Source organism: Pantoea sp. paga (genome assembly GCF_007558755.1).
In the GTDB taxonomy this organism is placed as follows: Bacteria; Pseudomonadota; Gammaproteobacteria; order Enterobacterales; family Enterobacteriaceae; genus Pantoea; species Pantoea agglomerans.
This window is the reverse complement of record NZ_VLTF01000001.1, coordinates 42,188-53,668: the sequence shown is the minus strand read 5'-3', so window position 1 is coordinate 53,668 and position 11,481 is coordinate 42,188. Positions and strand designations below refer to the sequence as shown.

General features: G+C 59.0%; 10 protein-coding genes. 6 read left to right on the top strand and 4 right to left on the bottom strand.

Annotated elements, in window-relative coordinates:
- Window positions 1–2: 2 nt before the first annotated feature.
- The 4 genes from FOV68_RS00255 to FOV68_RS00240 form a co-directional block, all read right to left on the bottom strand.
- The gene (locus tag FOV68_RS00255) at window positions 3–791 is read right to left on the bottom strand and encodes an ABC transporter ATP-binding protein (RefSeq protein ID WP_010245808.1); all 789 of its coding nucleotides are present in this window, start codon (window positions 789–791) and stop codon (window positions 3–5) included.
- A 10-nt stretch (window positions 792–801) separates the two neighbouring features.
- Window positions 802–1,674: a nitrate ABC transporter permease gene (gene ntrB, locus FOV68_RS00250; protein ID WP_109653553.1), complete on the bottom strand. Its 873-nt coding sequence runs from the start codon at window positions 1,672–1,674 to the stop codon at window positions 802–804.
- An 11-nt stretch (window positions 1,675–1,685) separates the two neighbouring features.
- On the bottom strand, window positions 1,686–2,936 hold the full coding sequence (locus tag FOV68_RS00245; RefSeq protein WP_115758409.1) for a CmpA/NrtA family ABC transporter substrate-binding protein: 1,251 nt from the start codon (window positions 2,934–2,936) through the stop codon (window positions 1,686–1,688).
- 262 nt (window positions 2,937–3,198) lie between these two features.
- On the bottom strand, window positions 3,199–4,413 hold the full coding sequence (locus FOV68_RS00240; RefSeq protein ID WP_143990137.1) for a nitrate regulatory protein: 1,215 nt from the start codon (window positions 4,411–4,413) through the stop codon (window positions 3,199–3,201).
- Window positions 4,414–4,901: 488 nt separating this feature from the next.
- Between FOV68_RS00240 and FOV68_RS00235 the strand changes: the two genes are divergently transcribed.
- From FOV68_RS00235 to FOV68_RS00210, 6 genes are all read left to right on the top strand, one after another.
- Window positions 4,902–5,393, top strand: a complete 492-nt coding sequence (locus FOV68_RS00235) for a hypothetical protein (RefSeq protein ID WP_010245819.1) — start codon at window positions 4,902–4,904, stop codon at window positions 5,391–5,393.
- A gap of 85 nt (window positions 5,394–5,478) precedes the next feature.
- Complete coding sequence (gene icmH, locus FOV68_RS00230; RefSeq protein ID WP_010669997.1) at window positions 5,479–6,696, top strand: type IVB secretion system protein IcmH/DotU; 1,218 nt, start codon at window positions 5,479–5,481, stop codon at window positions 6,694–6,696.
- Window positions 6,696–8,810, top strand: a complete 2,115-nt coding sequence (gene tssM / locus FOV68_RS00225) for a type VI secretion system membrane subunit TssM (protein ID WP_039391748.1) — start codon at window positions 6,696–6,698, stop codon at window positions 8,808–8,810. Before icmH ends, tssM begins: the two co-directional genes overlap by 1 nt.
- Before the next feature lie 13 nt (window positions 8,811–8,823).
- Window positions 8,824–9,522: a type VI secretion system-associated protein TagF gene (gene tagF, locus FOV68_RS00220; protein WP_010245828.1), complete on the top strand. Its 699-nt coding sequence runs from the start codon at window positions 8,824–8,826 to the stop codon at window positions 9,520–9,522.
- A 36-nt stretch (window positions 9,523–9,558) separates the two neighbouring features.
- Window positions 9,559–10,695, top strand: coding sequence for a type VI secretion system-associated FHA domain protein TagH (tagH, locus tag FOV68_RS00215; RefSeq protein ID WP_031590517.1), 1,137 nt, complete (start codon window positions 9,559–9,561; stop codon window positions 10,693–10,695).
- Window positions 10,692–11,468 carry a PP2C family serine/threonine-protein phosphatase gene (locus tag FOV68_RS00210; RefSeq protein WP_031590518.1) on the top strand — a complete coding sequence of 259 codons (777 nt, stop codon included), beginning with the start codon at window positions 10,692–10,694 and terminating at the stop codon, window positions 11,466–11,468. The genes tagH and FOV68_RS00210 overlap by 4 nt, the downstream gene beginning before the upstream one ends.
- Window positions 11,469–11,481: the final 13 nt, after the last annotated feature.

Here is an 11,481-nt window from a genome sequence, read left to right as displayed (position 1 = left end):
CCTTACGCCGCAGTGGTCTGTTTTTCATAGAGGAAATGCAGCACTTTCTGTCGCAACTGGTGGTAGCGCGGCTCATCCGCCAGCGCCACCCGTGAACGCGGACGTGGCAGATCGACAGTGAGGATCTCGCCAACCTGCGCCGCCGGGCCGTTAGTCATCATCAACACCCGGTCTGACAGCAGCACGGCTTCATCCACGTCATGGGTAATCAGCACGATGGTGGTGTTCAGCTCCTGCTGAATGCGCATCACGCTGTCCTGCAGATGGGCGCGGGTTAAGGCGTCCAGCGCGCCAAACGGCTCATCCAGCAGCAGCACGCGTGGCTTCATCGCCAGCGCCCGCGCAATACCGACGCGTTGCTTCATACCGCCGGATATTTCGCCGGGCCGCTTGTGCATGGCATGGCTCATCTGCACCCGGTTAAGGTTGTGCTCGATCCAGTCACGCATCTCCGCTTTGCTGAAGCGTCCTTTAAACACCTGTTGCACCGCCAGTTCGACGTTCTGAAATGCCGTCAGCCACGGCAGCAGCGAATGGTTCTGAAACACCACCGCGCGCTCCGGGCCGGGGCCGGTGATTTCGCGGTTATCACACAGCAGCACGCCGCTGCTGGGCCGGGTTAAACCGGCAATCAGGTTCAGCAGCGTCGATTTACCGCAGCCGGAGTGGCCGATCAGGCTCAGGGTTTCCCCTTCGTGAATATCAAAACTGACGTTGTCCAGCGCCAGAAACTCGCCGCTGGCGGTGGCAAAACGCTGGCTGACCTGCTGGACGCGAATGATCTGTTGCATCGTGCTCTCCTTATTTATCCCAGCTAAAACGACGGACCAGCAGCATCAGGCCCTGTTCCAGCAACAGCCCGATTACGCCGATGACCAGAATGGCGACCAGAATGTTTTCCACGTTGAGGTTGTTCCACTCATTCCATATCCAGAAGCCGATGCCCAGTCCGCCGGTCAGCATTTCGGCGGCGACGATCACCAGCCAGGCGATACCGATAGAGAGACGGACCCCGGTCAGCACCGCGGGCAGCACGGCGGGCAGCAGGATCCGGCGCATTACCGTCCACTCAGAGAGCTGTAACACCCGCGCCACGTTGAGGTAATCCTGCGGAATACGCTGAACCCCTTCGGCGGTGTTGATGATCATCGGCCAGATCGAACAGATAAAAATGGTCCAGCTGGCGGCAGGCTCGGCGCGCTGAAACAGCAGCAGGCCAATCGGCAGCCAGGCCAGCGGACTCACCGGCCGCAGCAGGGCGATGACGGGATTGAACATCTGCGCCATAAAGCTAAAGCGACCGATTAAAAAGCCCGCCGGAATGCCGACCAGCGCGGCCAGGCCGAATCCAATGCCGACGCGTTGCAGCGACGCCAGCACGTTCCAGCCGATGCCCTGATCGTTGGGGCCGTTGCTGTAGAACGGATCAGCAAACAGGACCTGAGCGGCCTGCCAGGTGGCGTAAGGCGAAGGGAAACCCGGTTGCGACAGCGCCGCGATCTGCCACACCAGCAGCATTAATAACAGGCCACCGGTGGCGGGAATGGCGCGCTGCAACAGCGGACGCAGACGCGCCGGACGGGCCGTGGCTTTCGGGGTGACCTGTAACGGAATAACGGTGGCACTGTTGTGACTCTGCACCGGCTGCGCCAGGGCGCGCGCGTCAGTTTTCATAGCAACCTCTCTTAACGTTTGATGGCGAAACTGGCGGCGTAGGCGGCAGGATCGCTGCCATCCCAGACCTTGCCGTCGATGAAGGTACTGCTGCGCATTTCACTGGCGGGCAGTGCAACCTGCCCGACTGCGCTGGCGGCCTGTTTGTAGATGTCGATGCGGTTGATCTGGCGCGCCACCGCGAGGTAGTCGGGATCGCTGGCCAGCAGGCCCCAGCGTTTCATCTGGGTCAGGAACCACATGCCGTCTGAGAGCCAGGGAAAACTGACGTTGCCGTTGTCAAAGAAGCGCATCGGGTGAGCGTCCTGCCACGACTGCCCCAGGCCGTTCTGATACTGACCGAGCATCCGCCCCTGTAACGTCTCCACTTTGGTATTGATCCAGGGGCGACCGGCTAACACCTGCGCGGTTTCGCGGCGGTTGTCGTCCGAGGCATCAATCCAGCGCGCGGCCTCCAGCACAGCAGCGGTGAGTGCACGGGCCGTGTTGGGGTTCTCTTTCACCCACTCCGCGCGGGTGCCAAGCACTTTTTCCGGATGCTCCGGCCAGATCTGCTGGCTGGTAGCGGCGGTAAAACCGATGTTGTCGCTGATGGCGCGCTGGTTCCATGGCTCGCCGACGCAGAAGCCGCTCATGTTGCCAATTTTCATGTTCATCACCATCTGCGGCGGCGGCACGACCACGGTGCGCACGTCATCAAACGGGTGGATGCCCGCATTGGCCAGCCAGTAGTAGAGCCACATGGCGTGGGTGCTGGTCGGAAAGGTATGGGCGAAGGTAAAGCTGCCTTTGGCGCTGCCATCAATGGCCTTTTTCAGGCTGGCCGCATCGGTGACCCCACTGGCTTTCAGCTGGTTCGACAGGGTGATCGCCTGGCCGTTATGGTTGAGCGTCATCAGGTTCGCCATGTCGTGCTGCGGGCCCGCTACGCCCAGTTGCAGGGCGTAGATCATGCCGTAGAGCACATGCGCCGCATCCAGCTCACCGGAGGTCAGTTTGTCGCGCACCGCCGCCCAGCTCGCCTCTTTGCTGACCTGCAATGTGAGACCATACTTTTTGTCGAAGCCTTTCACAGAGGCCATCACCACCGGCGCGCAGTCAGTGAGCGGGATAAAGCCGACCCGCACCTGCGCTTTTTCTGGCGCATCTGATCCCGCTGCCCAGACCGCATTTCGTAATCCCGGAACGATCCAGGCCGCACCCAGCGCGGCGCCGGAGATCAGCGCCTGACGTCGTGTCAGTGAAAATGGCGTTTTGCTCATCATGTTGCCCCTGAACAGAAATAAAAAAAGGCGTCCTCCGACAAGCCGAAGCCTGCGGATGGACGCCTTTATCCAAAGCACTGACCCCACCGCCATTGGCGGGAGCAATGCGTACTCTCTGTAGGGATTAAGCAAAGGGTGTGCCAGATCCCCGAAACCGCCATAATGCCGACCTGCGGTGACGTACTGTTGAAAAATTAACCGTTTTTGCACGTTTCTGACGCAGATCACGCACAACGGTTGTGCAGCTACCTCGTCCGGGTTAGTTACTCAGGGTCTTCGCTACCGCCAGTACCGCCTGCGCGATCTCCAGTACCCGCTTATTCTGATTCATCGCACTTTTGCGTAATGCCTGCCACGCGGCCTCTTCCGTGAAACCCTGCTGCTGCATCAGCCAGTGTTTGGCCTGATCGATCACCCGCCGCTCGTCCAGTGAGGCGCGCATCGCCGCCAGTTCATCCGCCTGCTGCTGCAAACGCTGCGACTGTTCGCCAATCAGCGATAGCACCGAGCGCCCCAGCTTCGGGGCCAGACCGTCGCTGTCGAGCGCCGCCGCGCCAGGCAGCCAGTCCGCCCCGGAGACGTAAAGTGAAAAATTGCTGTCGCCCTGCACCACTTTTCCTGCCGCCTGCTGTTGTGCCTGATCAATGGCAGCCCGGCAGCGCTGCATCAATGTTGCCGTCAGGGCATCCTCCAGCATTTTCATCTGATCCAGCCGCTCTGAGAGCAGCGAAAACCAGTGCAGCGCGCCGGTCTCATCACAACGGCCGCCGGTGCAGGCGATGCGACGAAGGCGTTCGATGTCGCGGCTGGCCTGAGCCAGCGGCTGCCAGGATTCACACGCGGCGCTGTCGGCAAACTCCCGAAAGGTGATAAAGCTCTGCTCCTGTGCCGCAATCAGGGCGACCATCTGGCTGCGCTGGTTGGGGGTGAACTGACGCGCCGCAAAGCCGGCTGAGCCGATGGCCCGCTCCTGCCCGGCCAGTTCTTTGCCCTGCATAAAACTGAACAGGGCGATCAGTGCACGGGAGATGCCGGGATAGCTGGCGGTGTCGGCCGCCTCAAACACCAGATTGAGTAAAGTACGGATGACCTGGTTAAAGGCGGCCATCGCCGCGGCCTGATCAAGCTCACGCTGGCTGATTTGCTGTCGCAGCGCAGGCAGTCCGGCCAGCGCCTGCAGGGCTGCGGCAATCAGGTTGCAGAAGCGGCTGTAGCCGGGCTGCGCTATGGCGGGCGGTAGCGCCTGATAAAAATGCTCCAGGCCGGCGCTGACCTCCTGCTGGCGGGCATGACGCTCGGCGCTGAACAGCGCTCCGCCAGAGCAGATCCAGAGGTTGTTTGCGCCGCGTTCCCGCTGCAACCGATGGACCAGTTCACTGACGGCAGCCATCAGCTCACCGGTTTCCAGAAGACGTTGCAGGCTGGCGATATCGCTCGCGCGTGATGCCTGCAGCCAGGTCAGGGCGTCCCTCATTGCTCACCTCAGTGCGGTTAAAACCTTTCAGAAGCAAAAGGCGTGCCGCTTTCCGGAAAAAAGAGGGTCTGAGCAGGGGCGTAAAATCTGATTTTGATAAGTTTCTTAACGCAAATTGATAAATTTTTTCGGCAACAATTTATTAGTAAATCTTAATAGTTTCCAATCGAATTCATTGCATGTCAGAATGCGCGGCACTGTTCTCAACCAGTTTGTCTCTGCGATAATTCAGTTCGATTTAACTATCACCTTAGCTGGCGCTTTTCTTATACCGAAACCCGCCCGTAAAGCGCCTGCTATCACGCATCGGCAGCGGGTGCAATGGTTTGAATTCTCAAAAGTCTTAGGTAAACTGAATGCGTTACTATCCCGATGTAATCTGACCCTTTTTTTAAAAACAGAATTTCGGCACGATGCGGCGCGATAAAGATCGCCTCCTGGCATCGGGCCTGGCAATATGCAGATACTTTGATGAGATCACGAGGAACATGGTGAAAAAGAGTCTTGCGTTAACGCTGCTGGCGGTTCTTACCCTGGCAGGCTGTAAGGCCCCGCCGCCGCCCGTCACTGACGATACGCTGGTCACCAGCGAAATTAACGGCGTCAAACTGGTCCATCGACACGCTGTCGCGGCACCGACTGAATTTGAGCCGGTCAATCAGACCTGGCGGGCGCTTTATGGCGCATCCGTCATGACCTCGCCTGATTACGGCGGCAAAGTGGTTCGCTATCTCGAAACGGGTAAACCGTTCGAAGTATTAGGTAATGTGGAACATAGCTGGCTGGCGATTGCTGACCAGGCTGACGGCCCGCTGATCGGTTATGTGCCGTTAAAAGCGGGTGTAGAGAGCAGCCGTTACGATGCCACCGTGCAGAGCGATCGTCCCCGTCCCCGCAAAACGAAACAGGTCTGTGTGGCCGTCGGTGGCGCCAGCAAAGCCTGCCGGACTAACGATACCGCGACCTGGATCTTAGACTGAATATGAAATCCGGCGCATATTGCCCGCAGAACCGTCCCGGGCTGCGGGTACAGGGATTTGCCATTGGCTGGAAGATCACGAATTAATGACTGTGGAATCCCCTGCGCGTGAGGCGACCCCCTCAGGCAATGAGAATCTCTTACTTCAGGCTGCGGCGCCACTGCTGAACGCGGTGGTGCAAATTCGTCAGGCAGCCACCCACGATGACCCTGCGGGCCTGCGCCAGTCTCTGATCGATGAAATCCGCCAGTTTGAACAACGCTGTAAACAGGCAGGGCTGCCGTTTGAGATGATTATCGGCGCGCGTTACTGCATCTGCAGCGCGCTCGATGAAGCGGCTGCGCAAACTCCATGGGGCACGCGCGGCGTCTGGTCTGGCAACGGCATGCTGGTGACCTTCCATAATGAAAGCTGGGGCGGCGAAAAATTCTTTCAACTGCTGTCGCGCATTTCACAGAGCCCACAACAACATCTCTGGCTGCTGGAAGTGGTGCAATACTGCCTGCTGCTGGGCTATGAAGGCCGCTATCGCGGCAGTGAAAATGGTCGCGCCCAGTGCGATGGTATCCGTAAACGCCTGAAAACCCTGATTGACGAAACGCGTGCCCAGCGCCAGACAGCGCAACCGCCACTGGTTGAAGTGCATCCGCTGGTGAGCACCCTCGCCCGCCCGATGGTGCCGCTCTGGGCCTGTGCCATGCTGGTCGCACTGATCGGCTGCCTGATCTACAGCGGCCTGAACTGGCGTCTCGGCAATGCCGCCGAACCGCTGCTGCGTACTATCTATCAGACGCCGCTGCCGCAGATTACCGCGGGCCGTCGTCCCTCTTCCCCGCAGGCGCTGCTCGATCTGCGTCAGCGCCTGAATGATGTGATTGCAGCCGGGCAGCTTGAGGTCAGCGATGGTGCCTTTGGCAGCAAAGTGATCATCCCCGCGGACAAACTGTTCGCCGAGCAGGGCACGGTGATCAATCCAGTCGGGCGCGCCCTGCTGGCCCGCGTCTCAACCGCAATGAAAGATGTCAAAGGGACCATTCTGGTGTCGGTGTTTACCGATGATCATCCGGTGGATAACAGCCGCTTTGCCTCCAGCTATGAGTTCTCGTTTGCCCGCGCCCGCGCCATCACCCAGTTGTTACAACTGCAACTGGCTGATGGTCATACGGTTCGCTCCGAAGGCCGCGGCGACAGCGACCCCTTGCTGCCCAACGACAGCAGCGAAAACCGGACCCGCAACCGCCGCGTTGAAATCACCCTGTTTGCCGCGCCTGAAACGCTCAGTAATCATCAAGGAGCACAATAATGCGCGCCTCCCTTCGCCTGCTGCTAACGCATCGCCTGCTGTGGAGCTTTATTGGCGTCACGGCGCTGAGCTGCCTGGTCTGGATGCTGGGACCGTTCTGGTCATGGGGCGAATCGCGCCCACTGGAACCCGTACTGCCTCGCCAGCTTACCGTGAGCGCTCTCTATTTTCTCTGGATCCTGTTCCAGCTGATCCCGTCGCTCTATCGTGCCTGGTTCAACAGCCGCTTACTGACCCAGCTTCAGCTGTCGGGCAACGACGACCCGGCGGAACGTCAGATGACCGAAGAGCGGCTCAACCAGCGCTTCAGCGAAGCTGCGATGCAGCTGAAACGCACCCAGTTTGGCCGTCGTCACAGCGGGAACCTGCTCTCACGCTTTAACGCTAATTATCTCTATCAGCTGCCCTGGTACCTGGTCATGGGTGCCCCCGGCGCTGGTAAAACCACCGCGCTGTTTAATGCCGGCCTCGATTTCCCGCTGACCGATACGCTGGGCAAAAATGCGGTCCGCGGCGTCGGGGGCACCCGCAACTGTGACTGGTGGTTTACTGACAGCGCGGTGCTGATTGATACCGCCGGTCGTTATGCATTGCAGGAGAGCCAGCGCGTGCGAGATGCCGCGGAATGGCACAGCTTTATCAACCTGCTGAAACGCTATCGCACCCGCCAGCCGATTAACGGTGTGATCATGACCATCAGCGTCGCCGATCTGCTGAGTGATTCAGCCGAGGCGCGTTTCGCCCAGGCCAGCGCGCTGCGTGAGCGCATGGCAGAACTGCATCAGCAGACCGGTATTCACTTCCCGGTTTATGTGATGGTCACCAAAACCGATCTGCTGAAAGGCTTTATGAGCTACTTCGGCTCGATTGATAAAGCGCGGCGTGACGCTATCTGGGGCTTCACGTTCAACTGGGAGCTGGGCAAGCCGCACAAAGATGACTGGCATCGCCATTTTGGTCAGCAGTTTCAGCGGCTGGAACAGCAGCTCCAGCAGCAACTGGCGGAGCAGATGACCCATGAGCGCGACCTGAATGAGCGCGCTGAGTGCTTCCTCTTCCCGCAGGAGTTCGCCTCGCTGCGTCCACTGCTGAACGAATATCTGGATATCGTTTTTTCTGACCATCAGGATGCGGTCGCCTGGAGCCCGCGCGGCCTCTTCTTCACCAGCGGAACGCAGGAAGGCCTGCCGTTTGATCGGGTGATGGGTGAACTGAGCCGCAAACTGCAGTTGCGTCAGGCGGGCGATCACTCGATTGCGGCCTGGGACAGCGTTAATCGCAACAGTCCAATTCCCGGCAACAAAGGCCAGAGCTTTTTTATTCGTGACCTGCTCAGCGATCTGATATTCAAAGAGAGCGGCCTGGCCGGCAGTAATCGCCGCTGGGAGTACCGTAATCAGCTGTTCCACTGGATTGGCTACGGCGTGCTGGCAGGCGCCCTGCTGATCGCCTCCAGCCTGTGGGGCATCAGTTACTATCAGAATCAACACTATCTGCAGCAGGTAGCTGCACGCGTCCCGATTATCCGTGAGCAAAGTCAGCAGGTGATTCATCAGCCTGCTGATAATATTTTTGATCTGCTACCCTTTCTGAATAACCTGGTGAAGTTGCCGCTCTCGGCGCGCTTTTCCCTCGATAATCCGCCGCTTACTATGCGGGCGGGCTTATACCGGGGTAATCAGATCAGCGATGCCGCCTGGGTGCTTTATCAAAATGCGCTTAAGTCTTTGTTGCTACCGCGTGTGGCGCAGCAGATCACGAATATCCTGCGCAACGACCCGGGTGATGATAACGCCTACAGCCGCAATGCGCTGCGCGCCTATCAGATGCTCTATCAACCGCGTAATTATGATGGCGAATTTTTACGGGCCTGGCTGCTGCAAAATTTACAGCGCTCCCTGCCCGATACGGTAAGCGCCCGCGACCTGCAGCAGCTTGACTGGCACCTGAGCCAGTTGCTGGATCAGCAGATTCAGTCGTCGCCTTATGCACGTGATAATGCACTGATGATGCGCAAGCTTGCAGAGAATCTGAAAATTGCGGATCAGGCGGGCGGCATGCTGGCGGTAGCGCCGCGGCACCCGGCCCCGCAATCAAACTCGCATAGCGAGTAATGGTGAGGTGAACATGGCTGCTTACACGGCCCCCGGCTGGTATGGCAAGCTGCCGTCGACCGGTGACTTTCTGCACCATCGACTGAGCGAGCAACAGATTAGCCCGTGGAATCACTGGTTCCAGCAGGGATTAATGCACTGGCATCAGCAGGCGTATTCCTACAGCGCGGACTTTCTCCACGCGCCAGTGTGGAACTTTGTGTTGCCGGTTACCGCGACCCGACCGCAGATACAGATGGGCTGTCTGCTGCCCTCCTGTGACCGCGTCGGACGCGCCTGGCCGCTGCTGGCCCTGCACAGCTTCACGCTGGCTCAGTGGCATCCTGCTCAGCTGACCATTTCCGGCGACTGGTTTCAGGATCTGGGCGCGACACTGTTACGGGCGGTTCAGACACCGCTGAACGGCGAGCAGTTAGAGCAGCAGATACAGGCTTTGCCACCGCTGCTGGTCCCAGCCAGGAAGCCCTCTGAAATCATGGATGTGATCGGTTTTCAGGATCTGCCCTGCACGCTGAGCTGGCGTGAAGTGGCTGAACGTTTCGACCCTCAGCAGCATATGAGCTACTGGTGGAGTAACCGCAGTGATGGTTTTGCCCACGCGACCCACAAGCACAGCGGCAACCTCACCGCGCAACTGTTTTCGTTACTGTTTAACCCGGCGGCAGGTTCACAGCCGGGACGTAATGGCCTCTATCCTCCCATGTTCGAGTGAGGCCGGAAGCGTTTGCCGTTCAATCTGGGATAACTCATGCAATTTACCATTGTGCAATGCACTACGGATGTTCCGGTCAGAAGCGTCGCGTTTCAACCGCCTGGCGGCACCATTGGCCGCAGTCAGGACAACGATCTGGTGCTGCCAGATGAGACTCGGGCCATTTCGCGTCTGCAGGCGCTGGTTCACCTGTCGCATGACGGGGAGTGCCGTCTGACGAACCAGGGCAGCGTGACCCCGGTGGAGCATAACGGCATTACCCTGGGTCGCGGCATGCAGGTCGTGCTGAAGCATGGCGATGCGTTGCGCATCGGTGACTATGCGCTGGAAGTACGAGACCCCGCCTGCCAGGCCACGCAGAGCGATCCGCTGGCGCTGTTTGCTGGCGACAGCGCTCAGCCCGCAAATCCGCTGGGCATTCACGAACATCATGAGGTTGAGGACCGGCTGCTGGTCAGTGAGGTAACGCCTTCACGCCACGAGCGCCACAACGATGCGCGACTGGCTATCGATCCCCAGGCCAGCGAGCCGCGTCGGGCGCTGACGGCGCAGCCGGTGGATCAGGATCGGCTGATTGCCGCACTGCTGGAGGGGATGGGGCTGAGCAACGGTCACGCCACGCCGGTAGATGAAGAGCAGATGCGCATTACTGGCCGGATGCTGAGCCTCTTTTCCCAGGGCACCGTCGCGCTGCTCTCCTCGAGATCCATTCTCAAGCGTGGTGTCAAAGCGGACATGACGATGATCCTGAATGAGGCCAACAACCCGTTCAAGATCCTGCCCTCCGGCAAAACCGTGCTGATGCAGATGTACCAGAGCCAGATGCCCGGGTTTATGCCGCCGGAACAGGCGGTACGCGATGCCCTGGTCGATTTGCAGGCCCACCAGCTGGGGATGATTGCCGGTATCCGCGCCATTATTGCGGCGATGCTGCAATCCTTTAATCCGCAGCGGCTGGAGGAGCAGGCGCGTGCCGATGGCGTGGTGTCAAAAATGCCCTTTTCCGCCATGAAGAAGGCGGCGCTGTGGGACTATTTTACCCGTAATTATCAGCGTACGGCCGGAGAGATCGAAGATGATTTCCATACGCTGTTTGGCGAGGCCTTTCTCCACGCCTATGACATGGAGGTGAATCAGTACAAGGACTCTCAGACGCGGGTAGATGAACCATGAAAATCGTTTTTGCCAGCCGCTGCCAGCAGGGGCTACGCGATGATAATCAGGATCGCACCGGCGCAGAGCTGGATGAGCGTAAAGCCTGCTTTGTGGTCTGCGACGGCGTTGCCGGTCTGCCCGGCGGCGAGATGGCGGCGCAGCTGGTGCGTGACACCCTGCTGAGCCAGTTACAGGCGCACGCCGATCTGACGCCGGAGATAACCCATCAGGCGATTGAACAGTGCCGCTTAGCGCTGCATGAAGCACAGGGTAAAAATCCGAAATATTCACGCATGAGCACCACGCTGGCGGCCCTGTTTATTGACCGTGAAAAACAGCGTGCATGGTGGGCGCATGCCGGTGACAGCCGGGTTTACCACTTCCGCCGCGGCGTGCTTCATGAGGTCACTCGCGATCACAGTCTGGCCCAGCAGCTGAAAGAAGCGGGCTATGAAAATACCGGCATTAACAGTAATTTACTCTATAATGCGCTCGGCGCTGAACCGCCTCGCTTAGTAAGCTTTTCGCAGGAGATTGCGCTGGAGGATGGCGACGCGTTTCTGGTCTGCACCGATGGCTTCTGGCTTAATCTGGCCAGTCATGAAATGGAACAGGCGCTGCGCATGGTGAATGCCTGCGAAGAGTGGCTGGCTCTGATGGAACAGGCGGTGAGCCGCAACGTTAAGAAAGATAATCTCAGCGCACTGGCGGTCTGGATTGGTGAGCCGGAGGAGGCAACGCTGCTCTATTCACTGGCTGATTCGGCGCGCTTTCTGCCGCCTCGTTTTTGATTCCAAGGATCCT